The organism is Paenibacillus donghaensis (genome assembly GCF_002192415.1).
GTDB classification, from domain to species: domain Bacteria; phylum Bacillota; class Bacilli; order Paenibacillales; family Paenibacillaceae; genus Paenibacillus_AQ; species Paenibacillus_AQ donghaensis.
In genome coordinates this window covers 8,158,204-8,178,111 of record NZ_CP021780.1, presented here as the reverse complement: position 1 = coordinate 8,178,111, position 19,908 = coordinate 8,158,204, and the positions used below count along the sequence as shown (strand labels likewise).

Here is a 19,908-nt window from a genome sequence, read left to right as displayed (position 1 = left end):
TTTAATTGGATCTAAGTAGTGACAAGAAAGCTAACTAAGCTGATACCGTCCGATAGACCTCCCGGTACAGCACCTCGCGGAAGCGGAGAAACTCCTGCTCCTCTACAGGCTGCGGGCTGGTCATGATGCACAGCGGCAGCTCGGCCTGTCCCTCGCGCAGCGGAGGCTGCACATAAGGATACGGATTCAGATGGAAGCCCAGCCGCTCATAGAAACCCACCCGGCGTTGCGCCATTTCCTGCAGCGGCGGCTCTACCTCCAGCAGCACAGGCTTGTCCGATTGCTTCATATAGGTAAGCATCAGCTGCTTGCCGATGCCGCCGCCCCGGATATCCGGGTCCACGGCAAGATGCTCCACAAACCGGAACTTCGGAAACTCCCAGCAGGCCAGGAAAGCAATGATTGTACCAGACTGGTCCGTATCTGTGATCAGCCGGTAATGCGGGTTATTCAATAAGGCCAGCTGGCCTTCAAAGGTTCTGTATTCATTGTCTGGAAAAGATCGCTGCATAATAGCGAATATTTGTTCAAAGGTTGTACGGTTCATCGGGACTGCCCTCTTTCTAGCGGTTTATTCCACTTCTAGTCTGTTCTTATTCTAACAGATGAATTCCGGTCTACGGCTATTTGTTATAGCGGAAGATCGGGCCGCCGTTTATCCTTTGTATAGAAGTCTCTGATAGCCTTAAGAGGAAATGATCAGATGATCCTGGGGATTAGCGGGAGGCATATAATGAAGGAAACGATACTTATCGTAGATGATGAACAGGATATTGTGACTATGCTGCAGGAATTTCTCCTGGAGGAGGGCTACGAGGTGTGGACAGCCGGAGACGGCCGGGCGGCACTGCTGCTGGCTGACCGGAAGCCGGGTCCGGATCTGATTCTGCTCGATGTGATGATGCCGGGTATGGATGGCTTCTCCGTGTGCCGGGAGATCCGGGATCGGGTAGGCTGCCCGATTCTTTTTCTGACGGCCAGGGTCGAGGAGGCCGATCATGTGCTGGGCCTGTCACTGGGCGGGGATGATTATATCCTGAAGCCATTCAATATCTCAGAGCTGGCAGCACGCATCTCGGCCCATCTGCGCCGGGAACGCCGGAAGACCAGCCACAGCAGCCGGGTATATTGCGGCAAGATGTGGATCGATTACGCCGCCCGGCTGGTCGGCTGCGGGACGGCAGAGCTGCCGCTCGCCCGCAAGGAATATGAGGTGCTGGAGCTGCTGTCGCTGCATGCAGGCCAGGTCTTCTCACGGGAGCGGATCTATGAGCGGGTCTGGGGCTACGATGCCGCGGGCGACCCGCAGGCGGTAACGGAACATGTGAAACGGCTGCGGGGCAAGCTGGCCCAGATTGAAGAGGAATCGCATGTCGAGACCGTCTGGGGGGTGGGTTACCGATGGCGCTGAGCGGTACAGAGAGATCAACCTCCTCCTCACCTGCGACCCGGGCTACAGGGAGGACACGCTTCAAGGGACTGCGCACACTCCTCAGAGGACGCACAATTTCACTAAAAATATGGCTGCTGCTGCTGATCATTCTCTCTGTACTGCTCCCGGTACAGATTATGATTCAGTCCGAGAAGCTGCTGGAGGCTTATAATGACCGCTATTTCCCCGTTGTTCCGGCCCAGCCCGGGGAAGTTGTGCAGGATGAGGATGTGGCCTTCATCACCTGGGACGGCAGTCCCGTCACAGGTATGTTCGAGCTGCATAAGCGGCAAGTGAACGGAAACAGCTGGAAATACCGCTTGGTCAACCGCTATGCCCACATTCCGATGTTTGCCTTAAGTCTGCTGTCCGTGCTGGTCATAATCTGGATGTTCTACCGCTGGAAGCTGCACAAGCCGCTGAGTCTGCTCAGTGAAGGTATGGCCCACATCCGCCAACAGGATCTGGATTTCAAGGTCGAGTACCACAGCCGCGATGAGCTTGGCCAGCTGTGTCAAGGCTTCGAGCAGATGCGCGGCCAGCTGAATGATACATTCCATGAGCTGTGGGATGCCCAGGCCGCCCAGGCGCAGCTGGTTCAGGCCTTCGCCCACGATCTGCGCACGCCGCTGACCGTGCTCAAGGGCTTCGCCGGCATGCTGGAGCTGCAGGCGGACCGCGATACGCTTGAACCAGCCAAGGTCAAGCAGCATGCCCTGCTGATGCAGGATAACATTATCCGCATCGAGCGCTATCTGGACGGGCTGCGCGAGCTGCGCAGCCTGGAGCAGTGGAAGCTGAGCGTGTCTCCGCTCAGCCTGAGTGCCTACGCGGACCGGCTGCGGTCCGAGGCGTCGCTGCTGGCCGGACTGGCCGGCAAGCAGCTCACGGTGGAGCCTCCCGCGGAGACCACCGTGCACTGGGATGCCGCGCTGGTCAGCCGCATCCTGACGAACCTGACGGCTAATGCGCTGCATTATGCCGCCTCACAGGTTCGGATTACCCTGCGGCGGGAGCAGGCGGAGCTCGTCATCACGCTCAGCGATGACGGGCCGGGTCTGGACGCGGCGGCGCTGCAGCGCGCGTTCGAGCCCTTCTACCGCGGCGATGATTCGCGCAGCGGCGCGGGGCTGGGGCTTGGTCTCAGCATCGCCCGCAGTCTGGCCGTCCGCCACGGCGGCAGCCTGGGGCTCGCCAACCGGCTGGCAGATGGCCGGGTCGCCGGAGCCGAGGCTGTGCTGCGCCTGCCTTGCGCAGCGGACGGTATAGCAAATGTTGCGAGTATACAGAAACTATAGAAATCGTTGATACAATCCTCCTTGAATTCATTTCAAGGAGGATTTCTAATGTCAGTATTAGCTTGCGAACAATTAACCCGGACCTATGGCGCCGGTGAAGCCAAGGTCACAGCCCTGCATGAGGTCAATATTGAGATTGAAGCAGGGCAATTTGTTGTGTTCACCGGTCCTAGCGGCAGCGGCAAATCAACCCTGCTGCATCTGCTGGGCGGACTGGATGCTCCCAGCAGCGGACGGGTGCTGGCCGAAGGCAAGGATCTGTACAAGCTGCCGGAGAAGGAGCTGGCGGTGTTCCGCCGCCGCACGTTCGGGTTCGTGTTCCAATCCTTCAACCTGGTGCCTGTGCTGACCGCAGCGGAGAATATCCTGATGCCGCTGCTGCTCGACGGGCGCAAGGTAGACCCGGGTTGGCTGGACCAGCTGACGCAGATGCTGGGCATTGCCGAACGGCTCAGCCACCTGCCGGGCCAGCTCTCCGGCGGACAGCAGCAGCGGGTGGCGATTGCCAGGGCGCTGATCAACCGCCCGCGCATCGTATTCGCGGACGAGCCGACCGGCAACCTCGATACCGTTACCGGGAATGAGGTGCTGGCCTTGCTCAAGCAGTCGGTGGCCGAGTTGGGCAACACGCTGGTGATGATCACCCATGATCCGCAGATCGCCTGCCAGGCCGGACGGCGGATCTCCGTGGTGGACGGAAGGCTGCTGGAGGAGGACGCGCAATGAGACATTACCGTGGAGTAAGCCTGCGGTTCTTGAAACGCCAGCGGCTGCTGACCGTGCTAACCGTGATTGCCATAGCCCTGTCTGTGGCCTTGGTCAGTGTACTCGCCATCCTCTCGGATGCCTTGAAGCAGTCCCAGATCATACAGGCTGAAACCCTGTTGGGACAGCAGCATGTCCACTTCAAGGGCTTGACACCAGAGCAGCTGGAGACGCTGCGGGCAGATGGCCGGATACAGCGAATGGGGTTCAGCAAGGTTGTCGGCAGCACAGATATCCCTGACGAGAATTTCCCGATTAACCTGGAGGAACAGAATATCGATGCGATAGAGCTGCTGGGCTTCCAACTGCTCCAGGGGCGTTATCCCACCGCTGCGAATGAGATTATGCTGGATGAGCAGAGCCTAGGCTATTTGGGTGTATCCTTCACTGAAGACACCCAGATTACTCTGCCTGTTGCCATCAACTTGATGCAGGAGGACGGCAGCTTCACTCCAGCAGGGATCGAAGAGAAACTGTTCACCTTAACCGGGGTAGCGAAGAATCACCCTGCCACAGTGGGGGGACGCTATGGCGTCGGTTGCGTGGGTCCGGGCAGCTTCCCGGAGCTGCCTAGTAGGGTCGGTGCTTTTGTAAGGTTTACCTCCGGTGTTGACCCCGTGCAGGCAGAAGAGGACCTTGCTGCCAAGCTGCATCTGGCCGAGTGGCAGGTCGATGAGAACAGCCGGCTGCTGTCGGCTCTCGGATATGAAGGGCGGGAATCCGAAGCTTCAGGGATTGGAGGCTTGGGCTTTAGCGGCATCATTGTCGGCGGCTTGATCCTGTTGGCGGCGTGCCTGGTCATTTATAATATATTTCAGGTATCCGTCGTTCAGCGCACCCGCCAATTCGGCACCCTGCGTGCGATCGGAGCCACCCCTGCTCAGATTCGCAAGCTGGTTGTGCTGGAAGCGCTCCTGCTCTGTGCCTTTGGCATTCCACTCGGACTGCTGCTTGGCATCCTGTCCTCCCGTGGAGTGGTCAGCAGTGTCGGCAGCCTTATTAATCCCGAGGTACTTGGCGTATCCTCTCTTGATGAAGCCGTGGAAGTCGTACGCGGGAGTGTGCGAATCCCTTGGCGGCAGCTCGCGGGTGCGGCAGGATTGGGACTTGCCGCTACGCTGCTGTCAGCCTGGCTTCCGGCGCGTATGGCCTCCAGAGTGCCGCCTGTCACAGCCATTACCGGGCTGGTCGGCAGCGGGGTTACACGTACCAGACCCAGCAGAAGACGCAGACCTGCGCGGCACATCCTCTGGCAGACCGCCAGACTGAACCTCTCACGCAACCGCGGACGTACAGCGGTTACGGTGATTTCTCTGACGATGATGGTGATCACCTACGTTACCCTGCAATCTTTCCTACAGTCCTTTAACATGACGGAGATCCTTGCCGACTCTATGGACAGTGCCTATTCGCTTACTACCCTTGAAGGCCTGACAGATCAGGACCTGGCGGCTGTACGCGCCATGCCCGGAGTGGAGCGCGTGAGAACGGCCATGGAGGCAGCACAGCCTTATGATATCGATGCGCACAAGGCAGCAGAGCTGCAGACGGATGAGGCATCACAAGCCTATTCGGTCGAACATACCTTCGAGGCCATTGGTTATGATGATGCCACCCTGCAGTTGATGTTGGACGAAGTGGGCAGCTCTGCCCCTACACTGCAGCAGATGCGGGAGCAGCCGCTGGCACTGGTGTGGGATAAGGAAGTCAACTACAGGTTCTCGCCGCAGTGGGCACCGCCGGCTATCGGAGAGTCTTTGCCCTTTCTGGAGCATTCCTTCCAAATTGCCGGTACGGTCGACAATATAGCGATTCACCGCTATGCCACTCAGTTGGGCTACACCCTGCTGATGCATGAGGATCAGCTGAGGAAGCTCCTGCCGGCCGCAGCGGTGAACTATGCGGATATTTTTCTGAACCCATCCATAACGTCTGAGCAGGACCAAAAGATTCATCAGATGCTGGAACAGATCGCCAGCAACACAGCAGGCTGCACCTTATCCACCTTCGAAGACACCAAGGCTGATCTGGAGAAAAGCCTGAACGCCATCAAAGGCCTGGGCTATGGGATGATTCTGCTGGTATCACTAATTGGCTCGCTTAATATTATCAATACTACAGTAACCAGCCTGCATGCCCGCCGGTCAGAGCTTGGCACCCTGCGCGCCATTGGCATGAGCAGTGCACAGCTGAATGGAATGGTGATTCTCGAAAGTCTGCAGTATGGCCTGCGCGCCCTTCTATTCGGACTGCCGCTTGGCATGATCTGCTCCGCACTGGTGATGTCCAGCAATGACCAAGTTGAGAGCTGGCAGCCACCGATCGGACCCCTATTCATGGCGTCGCTGTTTGCTCTTCTGCTCTGCCTGCTCGCGGCCTGGCCTCCGGTAGCCTCTATGAAGAAAATGAACATTGTCGAGAGTATTGGGCGCGTGGATTGATTGCACCTAACTGAACTTCTGCTAATATAGTCACAGAAGATTCTCCAATCGGAGGGCACGTCTTAGTATCTGGTACTAGGATAACATGCTATACTAGAAGGTGTATTCAAGCCCTTTTCTTTTAGGCTTGAATACATATACTAAGCTAATCAGCAACATCAACTTGTGAATATAGGAGAGGTTCATTATGGACAATCAGCAATGGATTGCACCTGAATATTACAATCTTGTCTCGGAAATGGAGCAGCATCCTTCAGAGAAGACTGCGCTTAAGTTTGTGGACGACAAGGATCAGTGCGAGCTGATCAGCTACGGGGGCTTATTGCAGCAGGCCAACCGGCTGGCCGGAGGGCTCGCGGCCCTTGGCCTTCGCCAGGGCGATAAGGTGCTCGTCATGGTACCACGCAGAATTATTACCTACGCCATCTACATCGCTTGCCTGAAGCTGGGACTGGCAATTATCCCCTCCTCGGAGATGCTGCGTGCCAAAGACCTGGCTTACCGGCTGCGCCACTCGGAGGCGCGGGCGGTCATTGCCTGGTCCAAGATTGCCCATGAGGTGGAGAGAATCGATGATGATCTGCCATCGCTGGATTTCCGTATCGCTGTTGCCGAAGATCAGCCCGTTTCGGAAGGCTGGCTCGATCTGGAGGAGCTGATGGCAAGGCAGCCGGATCACTTCACCTCCGTGCAGACACGCCGTGACGATATCGCCATCCTGGCTTATACCTCCGGCACTACGGGCAACCCGAAGGCAGTGGTTCACAGCCATGGCTGGGCTTATGCCCACCTGCGGATCGTTTCATCCCAGTGGCTGGATATCCGTGAATCGGATACCGTCTGGGCAACCGCCGCACCCGGCTGGCAGAAATGGATCTGGAGTCCTTTCCTGACCGTGCTTGGAAACGGAGCTACCGGCTTCGTGTATAACGGAGCTTTTCATCCGAAACGTTATTTGCAGCTGCTGCAGGATCATGGCATCCAGGTCCTCTGCTGCACGCCTACCGAATACCGTCTTATGGCCAAAACAGAAGGCTTGCCGCATTACGACCTGTCCCGGCTGCGCTGCGCGGTATCCGCCGGCGAACCGCTTAACCAGGAGGTCATCAACACCTTCCAGCGCCACTTCGACCTGACGATCCGCGACGGCTACGGCCAGACGGAGAGCACGCTGATTATCGGAACGCTCAAGGATATGCCGATCCGCATTGGCTCGATGGGCAAATCGATCGCCCCCGGTCTGGTTGAGGTGGTGGACGATGAAGGCCTGCCGCTGGCTCCGGGAATCGTCGGTGATATTGCCGTGCACCTGAGCATGCCGGCCCTATTCCATACTTATTACAAAGACCCTGAGCGCAAAGCCAACTGCTCGCACGGGGACTTCTTCGTTACCGGCGACCGTGCAAGCAAGGATGAGGACGGCTACTTCTGGTTCGAGGGGCGCGGCGACGATATTATCATCAGCTCCGGCTATACCATTGGACCGTTTGAAGTGGAAGAAGCGCTGATGAAGCATGCTTCGGTCAAGGAATGTGCCGTTGTTGCCAGCCCGGATGAAATTCGCGGCCACATCGTCAAGGCTTTTGTCGTGCTTAAGGATGAGGTTGAAGGTACCCCTAAGCTGGCCAAAGAGCTGCAGAACCATGTGAAAGAGTGGACAGCTCCTTACAAATATCCGCGCAAAATCGATTTCATCGCCGATCTGCCGAAAACAGCCTCCGGCAAAATCCGCAGAGTCGAGCTGCGCGAGCAGGAGAACCGCGCCGCGCGGGAATCCTAAGTGGATGCTCGCACAGTAGGAAACCTCTAGTCGCCGGGCGGCTTATCGCTGGTCACAGGGTCACATAGTCACAGGGTCACAGGGTCACAGGGTCACAGGGTCACAGGTTACTGTAACTGTATTTCGTACAATTAAAACAACACATTTGGCCGTTCAGAGAGAGATAACTGTATTTCGTACATCTAAAAGTTGCCGTTTAAGCCCAAAACAGTGTTTAGGCCAATAATAACTGTACGAAATACAACTAAAGTCATTTTGGCGGTGATTCCACCTGAAATAGCTGTACGAAATACAGTTAGTCCGCAGGACCTGACGCTCCGCCGCTCAGAAGCTCGCGTGGAATGGCTCCAGCGAGCACCACAGCTACATCAATCTACAAAGCCACATTGTTCAATTAACTACTCCAACCTAAAGAGGCAGCCCCCAGGGCTGCCTCTACTTTTTGACCGACAGCTATTATCTCAGCCTGACCCGTTACCTACTCCGCCCAATAAGTCGCAGCAGGGTTGAATGCCGCGCCCACTTCCCCTTCAAGGACCAGATCGCAGTCGAGGTATCCGTCTTCATCAAGGAAATAGACCTCCTGCTTGTAGAATTCACACAAGGTCTCCAGGAACTTTGCAGGGGAGTCATACATGACTGCGAGGTCGCCGAAGTCATGGAGCAAATCGCACACCCGCTCCTCGCCGTCCGCAGAACGGAAGTAGCAGATGAAGTCACTGCCATAGTTGGTCAGGAGCGGGAGCACGGTGCCGCCGCCGTTGTAACCTTTGTCCTCCAGAATACCTGCCAACACCTGTATCTGCTCCGCGTATTCACCGACATGGATCAGCCGGTATCCCGGAATGAATTCGACCAGACTGGGTTCTTCCTCCTCACTTCCCGTTCCCGAAACCAGACTATATACGGCCTCCAGCAGCGCCGGAAGTTCAGTCGAAGAACCAACAGCCTCCCTGATTGCATCTAAATTCCCTGCCCCCAGACTGCCCGGATACTCCGGCCGCAGCCCGGCAGACAGCTGCAGGTATTGTTCAAACTGCGGCTTTAACTCTTGAGTTGGCATATCGTCATCCTTTACATTTTGCATAGTTATTATGGTTTCACTGATTGATGTAGCTCCCAGCGGAGCATTATCTCCTCATAGAGCAGTGCCAGCGGCAGATTCAGCGAAGTCTGGGCAATATTCACCGGTGACTGAACCATGCCCTGGTTGATTCTCATCAGCCGACCCTTGGACCCATACTGCTGCTTAAGATAGAGCGCCGGATCCTTCAGTTGGATGCCGATCATGGTCTGGCCTGACAGCTGGTACAGCTGAATATCCTCAATGTCATCCCAGCCGATGAAGCCTCCCGCGGCAAAAGATGACTGATCGGTAATCCCCCGCTGATCCAGAATCACGGCCGGCGCACGGTCGAACAGCTTCACCACAACAAAGAGCAGGCACGCTCCGAAAAAAAGGATACTTATTACACCCAGTCCGGCATGGAGAAAAGTTACAGCTCCGCGGACATACAGTTTGATCAGCCACACGCCCAGCGCTACAAAAATGAGCGAACCCAAAACCATTAGCCACAGCTTGCTTTTGGACAAATATATCTTCAGAGGTTCACTGAACACAGCTTCACTCATCCTATCTCTCCTTCCTTGCAGGAACTGGTTATCTTCCATCAGCGTACAACAAAAACTGTCCTGCCGCCATCTTCATGACCTGCCGGACAGCCCTATAGATAGACAGTTTAAGCGTTAAGGCTTACAGACTGGTGTTCTCTACTTCTTCTCTGCACTCCACATCTTCATCAGCCAGGTGTCGAAGTCCGCACCCTTCTCGCCTTCATAAGCATCGTAGATATCCACGCGCATCTTCTGCAGCTTCTCTTTGAAGTCTTCATAGGAATGGTCCTTCGGCAGACTCTTCTTGATACGGATCAGAATCTTCGATACACCCTTGACCAGCTCCGGCTTGTTCTTGGATGGGGCCTTCACCTCTTCGCCAAACGCCGCAAGCTTGCGATAAGCCGCCTCTTGTACGGTATATACGGGATCACTGTTCATCAGCCGTGTAAGGATATCAATGATCTTCGCGTGTTTGGTCTCCCCCAGGGCTTCAACCGCAGCCAGGCGCGCTCTCCAGTCTCCCGAACGGTTGGCCTCCCGCTTCAGTTCCTCGTAATTCTCCGGCAATTCATTTACTGCTGTTTCTTCGTTCAACATACACAATTCCCTTCTCTGTTCGATCTATGTTCATCCACGATCAATTCATTCAACACTTCAGGACGGGCCTTAGAACCGATAACCCAATATTACCGTACTGTCATGCTTCATTTCAACGTATTGAGACAAATAATGATATTTTTCATTTACCTGCCGCTGGCTTGCTCGATATAATTGAATAAATTACCATCTGTTAAAAGGAGCTGATCCCGATTACCACAGTCCTTATTCTTGTTGTTCTGGCAGCTATGCTGCTTATAGCCGTTCTCAGATTCCTCTCCATCAAAAGAAAACTGAAAGACAGTCCGCTTATCCTGTCGGATGCGCTCTCCAACTTCTACGGTCTCGCTTCCAGCGGACCTGCGCAAATCCGCGGCAACGGCTACCTGGTGTTAACTGCTGAAGCCTTGATCTTCGAGATGTATGTGCCTGCCCGCAAGATAATCATCCCGCTCAGCAGCATGATTAAGGTGGATACTCCCCGGACCCACCTCGGCAAGCTGGGCAGAGCCGGCTCCAGATTGCTCCGGGTCACCTACACAGCGGATAACGTGGAAGAAGTGGCTGCCTGGTCGGTCAATCATCCTGATCAATGGGTGAATGCGCTGCAGCGTTAGCTGTACCACTTCGGAATAATCCGCGAGAACCCGTCATAATCCTCCAAGGCGGCTCTGCAGCGCACCCTCATGCCTTCCAACTCCGCAGAGTTATGGATTTCGTCAATATTCTACACCTCCGCAGCGGAATATATCATAAATCACACTTGCTATATTATACCATTGTTTGCGGAGTGCCACGCTTGTAGAAGGAGGCCTATGGGATATTCGCCCAGCACAAAAAAGAGACAACTCCTCATTTATATTGAGGAGAATGTCTCTCTTTTCGGGAGTGATGGCTATAATTACTTCTTCGCCAAGAAAGCATCGATTTGAGCTTGCATTTCGGTTTGAATGGCATCAATTCCAGCCGAATCCAGTTGCTTGTTCAGATCTACAATGCCTTTGTCGATATCTTCAATTACGCCGTACTCCAGCGGAATCGCATAGCGGAGCATTACATTGCCAACGTTAGCAATTTGCGTTTTCACTTTGCTGTTGTCGAATACAAACGTTTCAAGTGGGTAGTGGTAGACTTCGCCGTTTGCTTCCCAGCCGTTAATCAGATCGGTAACTTCTTGCGGGAATGCTTCATTGTCGCGGTTGAGTGGCGAGTTGAAGTTCCAGTTCGAGAAGCCGGTAAAGTTCACATTTTTTTCAGTTGCTTTAAATTTGTCGTCGCCAACCGGTTCATAATGTACACCGCTAAGGCCGTACATCATCAGGTCGTGTAGTTCTTTGTCGTTTTGCATCAGATCGATAAGCATCAAGGAGCGCTCCGCATTCTTGGAAGTCGCATGGATCGACGTACCGTTCTGTGTAGAAATAGCCACCGATTTCTTCTTGCCTTGGTTGATGTCCGCCAGTGCTACTTCATAAGGAGAATTCTCCTGTTTCATCAAAGTCATCAGTGATCCAAGTGTTCCGTTGTTGTGCGTAATCGATGCTGATTTGCCTGCTTTAAAGTCTGCCTGATGATCGTTTTTGCTATTAAGAACGTTTTTTGACCATGCATTGTTATTGGCGAGATCTTTGTAATAAACGAGTAGATCTTTGAATTCTTGCGTTTCATATACGTTAAATACTTGCCCTTTTTCATCTGTCAATTTAAAAGCAAACGGAAGGTCAAAATCAAACATATTCCACTCGGTTTGCTGCTTCAGCAATACGCGGTCCAGATTATGAAATTTCCAATCTCCTGTTTCCGGAGTGAAAGGCGACACGCCTTTCTCATTCTGAGCTATGCCTTTCAAATAAGTGGCATACGTTTCTGGGCTGTTGATCTCAGGAAGATTGTGTTTCTTACGCAAATCTTCACGATACAGAATCAGCTTTTCGACGGATTCCCCTCTATTTTGTGGAATCATGTACAGTTTTCCGTTTACTTTTGCTTGATCCCAGCTCACTTGCGACATAGCCGCTTTAGTTTGCGGCATATATTTGGTAATCATCTCATCAGTTATTTCCAAAAATCCGCCTTTCAGCGCCTGATCATTGTAGCCGGTCCAGTTTGCCGAATAGATCAAGTCAAAATTTTCATTCGCTGCCAGCTTCAGTGGATATTTTTGAGCCCAGTCAGACCAGTCCAGGAATTCGCTTTCGACCGTCGCATTGATTTTTTCTTTCAGTTTTTTGTTAATCTCAGCAAAAACGGTATCATAGTCTACAGGTTTAGGCCCAACAAAAATCATTTTCAGATTCACTTCTTTGGAGGTGTCGCCGGTATCTGAGGAGGTGCTTCCTGACTCTGATGCATTGTTTGTAGCCTCAGCAGGTGCATTGGCATTATTTTTGCCGCCGCATCCACTCATAATCATTACGAAGGTTAAAACGAGAGCCATCATAATCAATCTATTTTTCTTTAACATTTCAAGCCTTCCCCCTTGTATTTAAATGTATTGATAAACCGGGTTTCCCCGGGCTCATCCTTTCACGGCGCCAATCGTCAAACCCTGAACGAAGTATTTCTGAATGAAGGGATAGACCAGCAGAATGGGTCCGGTTGCCACAACCGTCATTGCCATCTTCAGGCTCTCGGTCGGAATCGATGTGGTTACGACTGCCCCTGCACCCATCATAGCTTTTCGCATGCCGTCCATATTGCCAAGCATTTTGTACAAATAATATTGGAGCGGCATCAGGTCTTCGTTGGATACAAATAGCAGAGCATGGTACCAGTCGTTCCAATAGGCAAGTGCAAGGAACAGTCCGATTGTAGCTAAAGCCGGCTTGGAGAGTGGCAGGATTAGGCGAAGATAAATTTTGAAATCGCCTGCGCCATCAATTTTGGCCGATTCTACAATCGCTTCTGGAATGCTGCCCATGAACGACTTCATAACAATGATGTAGAAGACGTTGAGCAGCATTGGAAGCACCAAGGCCATAGGTGTATCTCTCATATCCAGGTAATTGACAATAAGCAGATACCACGGAACCAGTCCGCCATTAAACAACGTCGTAAAGAAGAAGAAGAACGAAAATTTATTGCGCCACTTAAAATCTTTTCTGGACAGCGCATAAGCGGTCATCGAAATCAGAAACAAGCCAAGCAGCGTACCAGTTATCGTAACACCTATAGTTACCAAGTAGGCATGTATCATCTGCTGGGGAAACTTAAACAAAATGCTGTAGGCTTCCGTGGAGAATGCAGTTGGGATAAATTGATAACCTTCCGTTAAGATTGTATTCTCATCCGTAAGGGACGAGGATACAACAAGTACAAAGGGAATGATACATAAAACCGCGAGAAAAATCAGGGATACGTAACCAATAGCTGAGAATATTTTACGATCGAGCTGCTTCATATCGTTACCTCCATTATAAATAACTAGACTCCTTAGGCCGTTAGAATAGGGCGCGGTCTTTATCGTATTTACGGACAGCGTAGTTCACAGTCATGATCGTCACGAATCCGAGTACGGATTGGAAAACGCCAGCCGCAGCCGACATGCCTATGTCATTCGAAGTAATCAACGACCTGAACACGAAAGTGTCGATAACGTCTGTCGAAGAGAACAACAAACCATTGTTGCCGACCATGTTATAGAACATCCCGAAATCACCACGGAATATGTTTCCGACCGCCAGCAGTACCAGTATAATAATTGTCGGATAAAGATTTGGAATCGTCACTTTCAATATCCGCTGAAAAATGTTGGCACCATCGATTTCAGCCGCTTCGTACATCTCGGTATCTATGCCCGAAATTGCGGCCAAGTACATCACCGTTCCGTATCCGAGACTTTTCCATGCGGAGACGAGAACCAGAATATATGGCCAGTAGGAAGGAGTATTGTAAATATCGATAGGCTGGAGTCCGATGCCTCTAAGCAGAGCATTCACAGTACCGATATCATAGTTGAGCAAGTTATAGGCAATCGCGCCAACAACGACCCATGAAATAAAGTAAGGAAGAAACAGCGCTGATTGAGTAATTTTCCGGAACCATTTGCCACCGACCTCAAACAACATAATCGCGGTAAAAATTTGCAAAACGTTATTCACGACGATAAACGCAATGTTGTACAAGGCTGTATTTCGTGTTACCCGCCAGGCATCACCCGATTCAAAGAAAAAGCGGAAGTTGTCCAGCCCGTTCCAAGCACTTCCAAAAATACCGCCTGCGTAATCGTATTTTTTGAAGGCGATAATGATACCCGCCATCGGGATATAAGCAAACAGTACAAAAAATGCAACTGCGGGTAGCAGCATCAATAGGAGAACCCTATAATTTTTCAAATCACTCCAAAATGTATGCACTTTCATCTTTGCACCCCTCTCTTCTCTATATCTTTCATTATAATGGGATGGGTGTTGTGAAAATATTCAGCGAAACAACTAAACATAATACTAATTCAACGATTTGCAAAAAAAAAGCCCATGTTCCGTTAAGAACATGAGCCTATCGATTCAGATTTTGTTTCTCTTCCGGTACTCGCCGGGCGACATGCCCATATACTGTTTGAACTGCCTATTGAAATAAATAATATTTTTATATCCGGCTTGTTCCGCAATTTCATATACTTTCTTAGTCGGATCTCCGAGCAGTTCGCATACCCTTTTCATGCGCAATTCACCCAGAAAATCGCTGAATAGACTGTTGGTTTCGACCTTGAACAGATGACCAAGATAGTTAGGCGTAAAATCAAAATGAGCGGCAACTTCGTTCAGCGTTATTTTTTGATCCAATCTTTCTTTCACATATTCAGTAATTTCATCGATTATCTTCCGCTTTTGTCTTTGCCGCTTCAAATAAAGCAGCTCCGACAGTTCAAAGAACCTTCTTCTCAGCCACGAAAGGATATCATGCACCGTTTCGAACTGAAACAGCACAAAAGGATGATGAGAATCCCAATTCAAAATCTCATACAAATGCTCGTTCATTTGCCGCAGATCCGAATGAAGCTTGGAGGTGATCCGGATAATGATATCGTAAATGTCGTTTTTTTGAGAGAGCGGGCTGTCCCCGGCAAACAGCTGCAGCAAGCAATCGTCAATAGTTGTAAGGTCATAGTCGAGCATAGCTTTAAGCATCCGGTCAACAATATTCTCTAAATCCGAAGCAATTTTTTCCTTCGGGTGCCATTCTGAGGCATCTTGAATGAGCCTATTCTTCCCGACAATCCATTTAATGCTTAAAGCTGCCTGAGCCTGCCGATAGGATTCATGCAGCTTGTCGAGTTTGGTTGTGTACATCCCTCTTCCAATCGTAATGGATAAGGAAAATTCCTGATAGAACGCCCGAATCAGCTCTTCCATCAAGGCCGTAAAGTATTGCTCCTGCACCGCAGCCAATATAACAAAGTGATAGTCATAGGTCGTGATGACCATGCCTAAGTTGTAATCTTGAGCGAACTTCCGGATGAACTGATTTGCGCTGCTGCTCCATAAACTCCGCTGTTCTTCCGACCATGTCTGGATTTTCCAGGCCATGTCGTCGATCTCGATGATGGCAACCGCTGACGCGCCTTGTAAGTAAGGCATAAGAAAGTTGTGAATGTGCGTTTCGACCTGCCCCGGAGCGGACTCGTTAAACCAGCGCAGCAGCAGTTCCTGATTTACAAGCGTCAGTGTTTCTGATAAGGAAATATGCTGCTTCCTTTCTTTCTCAATCTTGGCGCAGAGTCCACTCAGCATATTGTTTAGCTCGTCGTCATCGACGGGCTTAAGCAAATAACCGGATGCGTTCAATTGAATCGCCTCTTTGGCATAGTTGAAATCCTGATGTCCGCTAATGAAAACGATATGGACCTCAGGGTTAACCTCCTTCGCTTTCCGGATAAATTCTACTCCCGACATAATCGGCATGCGGATATCGGAGAGAATGATGTCGATCCGATCCTGTTCCATCATTTTTAAAGCGGCAAACCCGCTCGTTGCCGTTCTAACGCTATGCAAAGGCAAATGCTCGCTGCCGGCCACACGCCGTCTGAGCCATTCCAAATCGACTACTTCGTCATCCACCAGTAGAACGCTGATTTCCATTTCCATAAATCTCCTACTCTCCCATAACTTCCCGAATTTCCGCATTATCAACCGGCAAGATAATTTGAACTGTCGTTCCCGCTCCATAATAGCTGCCGATCTGAATACCGAAATCATTGCCGTATCTCAGTTTGATTCGTTCTTCTACGTTTCTCAGACCATAGCCGTCGGACTGGAACGAGCTCGTCCGCATTTTTCTAAGTGTATCTGCCCGCATACCGATCCCATTGTCAATGACCTTAAGTTCAACGCGGTCGCCAAGCCGCTTTCCAGTAATACGGATCGCAATCGTCTCCCCGAACCAGGCGTGCTTGAATATATTCTCCACAAACGGCTGCAAAATCAGCTTAATGATGGGTATCTGTAAAATTTCCGGATCTATATCATAATAAACTTCAAAGGTATCCGCATATTTCACTCTCTGGATTTCCAGATACATCCTCACCTGCTCCAACTCATCTTCAATAGAGATATAAACCTGTCCTCCGTTCAACGTGAGCCGATAGAATTTGGATAGCTCTTGTACCATCTTCGTAACCTTCTCGACTTCCCCTAAATTAGCCAAACTTCCAATGGTCGACAGCGTGTTATACAAGAAATGCGGACTGATTTGGGCTTGCAGCACATCCAGCTCCGCTTGCTTTTTCTCAATGCCTTGCACGTAGACGTTCCGGATCAGTTCCTGGATGCTCGTAGCCATTTGATTAAAGCTATTAGCAATGTAGACAAATTCATCGTTCCCCGCAAACCCAATTCTCTTGTGAAAATTCCCTTCCTGAAACGACCGGACCAAATATACGATCCGTTTAATTTTCTTGCCGGATATGCGGGCAACCAGAAAGCCGATAACAGCCATAACCAAAAAGCTGATGGAACAAACGGCGCCAATCACCTTCCGCATTCTGCTCGCGTCTTTGTTCAAATACGTGTGCGGTACCCGTGCCTCGATGGCATAGCCCGGTATCGGAATATCTTCGCTAATGATCAAGTAAGAGCCTTGCTCCGCATGTTCATCCACTACACCCTGTTCATATATAGTCAGCCCTTGAGTCCTATCAACCAAACGAAGATCTATCCCCTGTTCAATCGGAAAAGTATTGAAATTGCCAAAAAGCTCGTCAATTCTCGCCGTTACGCGAATATAACCGATAATGGCCGAAGCTGCGTTTGAAGAAACGAGCTTGCGCACATACGAAATGTTGTCCAGTTCACGATCGGTATCCGCTTGGAGCCATAGGCTGTCCTGGTTATACTTGAGGATTGACTTAAACCATTCAATATTTTCTATATCCCGATAAGGAAGAACATAATAATCGCTTCTATCGATGGGCACTGCCATATCATCGCCGGTAATTTCAAACATCGTCTCATTGATGGTATAGATCGCCAGTCTCAGCTTATTTCCATACAATTGCAGAGGAGCCTTCATGTAGGGAACGATATCGTCTCTCATTTTGAGCATATTCTCCAGAGGCTCCCCACTAAACTGAAGCGCATTCTGAAAGGTCGTATTGAGAAACAGCGAATTGGTCATTCGTTTGATTTCATCCGTCTGGTATTCGATGTTGTTCCTTGTCTGCTTCAAAGCTGTCCGGACATTCGTTTCCGCCATCTCGGTTCTGGACTGAACAAGCATCGTATAAGCTATATAACCAACCAGTATGTCTGTCAACAATACAAGAATGAGATACGGAATCATCATCTTGTATGTGAACGGAATATACTTTTTACTGAACAAGAACCTCTCCATGCATATGCTCCCTTGTATCGCTGTCATTGGTATACTGATGTTTTCATTCATTTTACAACGAAAGGAAAGCGGTTGCTAGCGATTGCATTTGGAAATTCGACCTTTAATGACAAAAAGACCTTTATAATTCAAAGAAACCCCGGCTCCATAAGGAACCGGGGTCTGCTTTTGACTGCCTACCATTTATACTTGATATGTAATAATTCGGTTAAGGAACACGCCCAGGCTTCATAACGTCATCGCCTGTCCATTTCTGGCCAGAAACGCCTCCTTGGCTTTGTAATCCGGCATCACGCTGCCCAACCTCCTCCAGAAAGAGCGGTCATGGTTCATATGCAACAGATGGCACAGCTCATGAACGATCACATAATCAATCACTTCCAGCGGTGCCATGGCTAGCCGGTAATTGAAGGTAAGCTTCTTGTCCGAGCTGCAGCTGCCCCATTTGGTGCGGGATTCTACGATTTCGATGCTTCTGGGCTTCACTCTCAGTTGCTGCTGGTAGGGGATTATCCGTTGTCCTACAACCTTCCGGCAGCTGGCAAAATAAAACTTCTTCAACTCCTGCTTCAGCTGTTCCTCATTCAAGTCTGCGGTTGAAATCAGCTCCTGCAGCAGATATTCCCGGCCCAGGTGCAGAAATTTGCCTTCCTCCTGATATTCCTTCGCCTGCGGCGCTTGGTGTGCCTCGGCAACCGCCTGCTTGCTCTCCATAATCCAGCGGCCATGCTGCCGGACTGCACTCTGAATCACCTCTTCACTGGTGCCAATCGGCGCTTTGACTGTGACCAGACCTATGGCGTCTATATGAAGCGTAATTTTCCTGCCGTGTCCATAATGGACATGGACGTGAAGCAGCTGATTCTCAAATTCTATTTCCATCATCGTATGTTCCTCCTGTTGCCGTGAAGCGTCCGTTAATGAATAAGTATAAATCAATTTTTACCACTGAAGTTAAGGAAGAATGTGGTTAAATTTAGTACAGAAACCAAAGGAGTCGATCACTCATGGAGCTGCAGCTGGTAAGAGACAACGAGGAAGCTGGCAAACATTATATCAGAGGCAGAATAAGCGAGTATAACTGGGCGCATTTCCCGGAGAAGCTGCAGGGTAGATATCAGGAGACGAACCTCTATTTAAAGCAGACTGATGGTCAGATTAGCGGGGGATTGCTGAGTGAAATCTGCTGGAACTGGATGGAGATTCACTATCTGTATGTGGATGAGCCGCTGCGCCATGGCGGATACGGAAGCAGGCTGATATATACCCATTACTATTTAAAAAAAGATCTGCAGGCGTGCCCCTGAACGCTTATACCATGAAACACCATCGAACGCCAAACTTATCAACAAATGAGACTAAACAATCACTGAAGAATATTGGACCCATTGGGATAATTGTTTCGCTGCCATCATTTATTACTTGGTATGCCTCTCTTAAAACTTCTTTATTTTCAAATACGGCGACAATTTCCATAGTGGAATCTACGGATGACTCATTAGTTCCACCAGAATCACTAAGCATTAACCTTGTTCCAAGAATGTGCATTTCGGCATGAATAACAAATTTTCCAGGTTCTTTCTCAGAGTCGTACATAATTGAATCTATCTCAGACTTAAATGCCTTTTTATAAAGTTCGATAGCTTCAGAACAAGCACCATTCAAATATAGTTGTGGTACTAACATTTGCCCTCTCCCCCGAATCAATTATTTGTTGGAAAACAGTTTCACGACATATTTTACCATGTAAATTCACAATTAGGATCATATATTTGCTGCCAATCGGCAATCTGCTCCTGGTTCGTTCGACTATCGTTCCCAGTTAGCTTAAACATTAACTCCTATAAAGGATCTGCTATTCTCTTATGCTTCGCATCGCGGATGACATCGTGTAGCTCCATTATCCAATGAATAGATTCGCTCAGACTCACCGATGGCATCGCCGCATCATAATGTTCCGGCTGGATAATCCGGCTCGCACGTGCATACTCCATGATGCCCTTGCCAGTCAAGGCTTTAAATATCTATGTTCCTCAATATAATCAACGGTATGCTGAATATGATGAAGTCTATCATTCTGTCTCAGGCTTTCCACCCCAATCCATCCTGCTTACTCGCACGCGCATTCATCTCCTGGTTACCTCATAT

Annotated in this window: 18 protein-coding genes; 7 read left to right on the top strand and 11 right to left on the bottom strand. The window is 50.4% G+C overall.

Going from position 1 to position 19,908, the window contains the following annotated elements:
- Window positions 1-34 precede the first annotated feature (34 nt).
- On the bottom strand, window positions 35-547 hold the full coding sequence (locus B9T62_RS37025; RefSeq protein ID WP_087919823.1) for a GNAT family N-acetyltransferase: 513 nt from the start codon (window positions 545-547) through the stop codon (window positions 35-37).
- A gap of 186 nt (window positions 548-733) precedes the next feature.
- Here B9T62_RS37025 and B9T62_RS37020 point away from each other — a divergent pair, with 186 nt between their 5' ends.
- The 5 genes from B9T62_RS37020 (at window position 734) to B9T62_RS37000 (ending at window position 7,716) form a co-directional block, all read left to right on the top strand.
- A complete protein-coding gene (locus B9T62_RS37020) occupies window positions 734-1,411 on the top strand; it encodes a response regulator transcription factor (protein ID WP_087919822.1) in 678 nt (225 codons plus the stop codon).
- A complete protein-coding gene (locus B9T62_RS37015; RefSeq protein WP_087919821.1) occupies window positions 1,402-2,730 on the top strand; it encodes a HAMP domain-containing sensor histidine kinase in 1,329 nt (442 codons plus the stop codon). Before B9T62_RS37020 ends, B9T62_RS37015 begins: the two co-directional genes overlap by 10 nt.
- Window positions 2,731-2,778: 48 nt before the next feature.
- The gene (locus B9T62_RS37010; RefSeq protein ID WP_087919820.1) at window positions 2,779-3,456 is read left to right on the top strand and encodes an ABC transporter ATP-binding protein; all 678 of its coding nucleotides are present in this window, start codon (window positions 2,779-2,781) and stop codon (window positions 3,454-3,456) included.
- The gene (locus B9T62_RS37005; protein WP_087919819.1) at window positions 3,453-5,936 is read left to right on the top strand and encodes an ABC transporter permease; all 2,484 of its coding nucleotides are present in this window, start codon (window positions 3,453-3,455) and stop codon (window positions 5,934-5,936) included. The genes B9T62_RS37010 and B9T62_RS37005 overlap by 4 nt, the downstream gene beginning before the upstream one ends.
- 184 nt (window positions 5,937-6,120) lie before the next feature.
- Window positions 6,121-7,716, top strand: a complete 1,596-nt coding sequence (locus B9T62_RS37000) for an acetate--CoA ligase (protein WP_087919818.1) — start codon at window positions 6,121-6,123, stop codon at window positions 7,714-7,716.
- Window positions 7,717-8,194: 478 nt separating this feature from the next.
- Here B9T62_RS37000 and B9T62_RS36995 read toward each other — a convergent pair whose 3' ends face one another.
- The 3 genes from B9T62_RS36995 to B9T62_RS36985 form a co-directional block, all read right to left on the bottom strand.
- Window positions 8,195-8,779, bottom strand: coding sequence for an SMI1/KNR4 family protein (locus B9T62_RS36995; protein ID WP_087919817.1), 585 nt, complete (start codon window positions 8,777-8,779; stop codon window positions 8,195-8,197).
- A gap of 29 nt (window positions 8,780-8,808) precedes the next feature.
- Complete coding sequence (locus tag B9T62_RS36990; protein WP_087919816.1) at window positions 8,809-9,348, bottom strand: STM3941 family protein; 540 nt, start codon at window positions 9,346-9,348, stop codon at window positions 8,809-8,811.
- A 138-nt stretch (window positions 9,349-9,486) separates the two neighbouring features.
- Window positions 9,487-9,930: a HEAT repeat domain-containing protein gene (locus B9T62_RS36985; protein WP_087919815.1), complete on the bottom strand. Its 444-nt coding sequence runs from the start codon at window positions 9,928-9,930 to the stop codon at window positions 9,487-9,489.
- Between the two features lie 248 nt (window positions 9,931-10,178).
- Here B9T62_RS36985 and B9T62_RS36980 point away from each other — a divergent pair, with 248 nt between their 5' ends.
- Complete coding sequence (locus B9T62_RS36980) at window positions 10,179-10,547, top strand: hypothetical protein (RefSeq protein WP_087919814.1); 369 nt, start codon at window positions 10,179-10,181, stop codon at window positions 10,545-10,547.
- Window positions 10,548-10,831: 284 nt separating this feature from the next.
- Here the strand turns inward: B9T62_RS36980 and B9T62_RS36975 are convergent, their stop codons facing one another.
- The 6 genes from B9T62_RS36975 to B9T62_RS36950 form a co-directional block, all read right to left on the bottom strand.
- Window positions 10,832-12,394 (bottom strand): ABC transporter substrate-binding protein, encoded by a 1,563-nt coding sequence (locus B9T62_RS36975; RefSeq protein WP_245864252.1) that lies wholly within the window; start codon window positions 12,392-12,394, stop codon window positions 10,832-10,834.
- Window positions 12,395-12,448: 54 nt separating this feature from the next.
- Window positions 12,449-13,330 carry a carbohydrate ABC transporter permease gene (locus B9T62_RS36970; RefSeq protein ID WP_087919813.1) on the bottom strand — a complete coding sequence of 294 codons (882 nt, stop codon included), beginning with the start codon at window positions 13,328-13,330 and terminating at the stop codon, window positions 12,449-12,451.
- Between the two features lie 40 nt (window positions 13,331-13,370).
- Window positions 13,371-14,291: an ABC transporter permease gene (locus tag B9T62_RS36965; protein ID WP_087919812.1), complete on the bottom strand. Its 921-nt coding sequence runs from the start codon at window positions 14,289-14,291 to the stop codon at window positions 13,371-13,373.
- A gap of 144 nt (window positions 14,292-14,435) precedes the next feature.
- Window positions 14,436-16,010 (bottom strand): response regulator, encoded by a 1,575-nt coding sequence (locus tag B9T62_RS36960; RefSeq protein ID WP_087919811.1) that lies wholly within the window; start codon window positions 16,008-16,010, stop codon window positions 14,436-14,438.
- Window positions 16,011-16,023: 13 nt separating this feature from the next.
- Window positions 16,024-17,760: a sensor histidine kinase gene (locus B9T62_RS36955; protein WP_087919810.1), complete on the bottom strand. Its 1,737-nt coding sequence runs from the start codon at window positions 17,758-17,760 to the stop codon at window positions 16,024-16,026.
- A gap of 228 nt (window positions 17,761-17,988) precedes the next feature.
- Window positions 17,989-18,642, bottom strand: coding sequence for a M48 family metallopeptidase (locus B9T62_RS36950; RefSeq protein WP_087920569.1), 654 nt, complete (start codon window positions 18,640-18,642; stop codon window positions 17,989-17,991).
- 125 nt (window positions 18,643-18,767) lie between these two features.
- Here B9T62_RS36950 and B9T62_RS36945 point away from each other — a divergent pair, with 125 nt between their 5' ends.
- Window positions 18,768-19,067: a GNAT family N-acetyltransferase gene (locus B9T62_RS36945; protein WP_087919809.1), complete on the top strand. Its 300-nt coding sequence runs from the start codon at window positions 18,768-18,770 to the stop codon at window positions 19,065-19,067.
- 4 nt (window positions 19,068-19,071) lie between these two features.
- Here the strand turns inward: B9T62_RS36945 and B9T62_RS36940 are convergent, their stop codons facing one another.
- The gene (locus tag B9T62_RS36940; RefSeq protein ID WP_087919808.1) at window positions 19,072-19,446 is read right to left on the bottom strand and encodes a VOC family protein; all 375 of its coding nucleotides are present in this window, start codon (window positions 19,444-19,446) and stop codon (window positions 19,072-19,074) included.
- Window positions 19,447-19,908 lie beyond the last annotated feature (462 nt).

Coding starts and splice junctions, on each gene's coding strand:
- B9T62_RS37025 (WP_087919823.1), bottom strand. CDS start 547: ATGAACCGTACAACCTTTGAACAAATATTCGCTATTATGCAGCGATCT.
- B9T62_RS37020 (WP_087919822.1), top strand. CDS start 734: ATGAAGGAAACGATACTTATCGTAGATGATGAACAGGATATTGTGACT.
- B9T62_RS37015 (WP_087919821.1), top strand. CDS start 1,402: ATGGCGCTGAGCGGTACAGAGAGATCAACCTCCTCCTCACCTGCGACC.
- B9T62_RS37010 (WP_087919820.1), top strand. CDS start 2,779: ATGTCAGTATTAGCTTGCGAACAATTAACCCGGACCTATGGCGCCGGT.
- B9T62_RS37005 (WP_087919819.1), top strand. CDS start 3,453: ATGAGACATTACCGTGGAGTAAGCCTGCGGTTCTTGAAACGCCAGCGG.
- B9T62_RS36995 (WP_087919817.1), bottom strand. CDS start 8,779: ATGCCAACTCAAGAGTTAAAGCCGCAGTTTGAACAATACCTGCAGCTG.
- B9T62_RS36990 (WP_087919816.1), bottom strand. CDS start 9,348: ATGAGTGAAGCTGTGTTCAGTGAACCTCTGAAGATATATTTGTCCAAA.
- B9T62_RS36985 (WP_087919815.1), bottom strand. CDS start 9,930: ATGTTGAACGAAGAAACAGCAGTAAATGAATTGCCGGAGAATTACGAG.
- B9T62_RS36980 (WP_087919814.1), top strand. CDS start 10,179: ATGCTGCTTATAGCCGTTCTCAGATTCCTCTCCATCAAAAGAAAACTG.
- B9T62_RS36975 (WP_245864252.1), bottom strand. CDS start 12,394: ATGTTAAAGAAAAATAGATTGATTATGATGGCTCTCGTTTTAACCTTC.
- B9T62_RS36970 (WP_087919813.1), bottom strand. CDS start 13,330: ATGAAGCAGCTCGATCGTAAAATATTCTCAGCTATTGGTTACGTATCC.
- B9T62_RS36965 (WP_087919812.1), bottom strand. CDS start 14,291: ATGAAAGTGCATACATTTTGGAGTGATTTGAAAAATTATAGGGTTCTC.
- B9T62_RS36960 (WP_087919811.1), bottom strand. CDS start 16,010: ATGGAAATCAGCGTTCTACTGGTGGATGACGAAGTAGTCGATTTGGAA.
- B9T62_RS36955 (WP_087919810.1), bottom strand. CDS start 17,760: ATGGAGAGGTTCTTGTTCAGTAAAAAGTATATTCCGTTCACATACAAG.
- B9T62_RS36950 (WP_087920569.1), bottom strand. CDS start 18,642: ATGGAAATAGAATTTGAGAATCAGCTGCTTCACGTCCATGTCCATTAT.
- B9T62_RS36945 (WP_087919809.1), top strand. CDS start 18,768: ATGGAGCTGCAGCTGGTAAGAGACAACGAGGAAGCTGGCAAACATTAT.
- B9T62_RS36940 (WP_087919808.1), bottom strand. CDS start 19,446: ATGTTAGTACCACAACTATATTTGAATGGTGCTTGTTCTGAAGCTATC.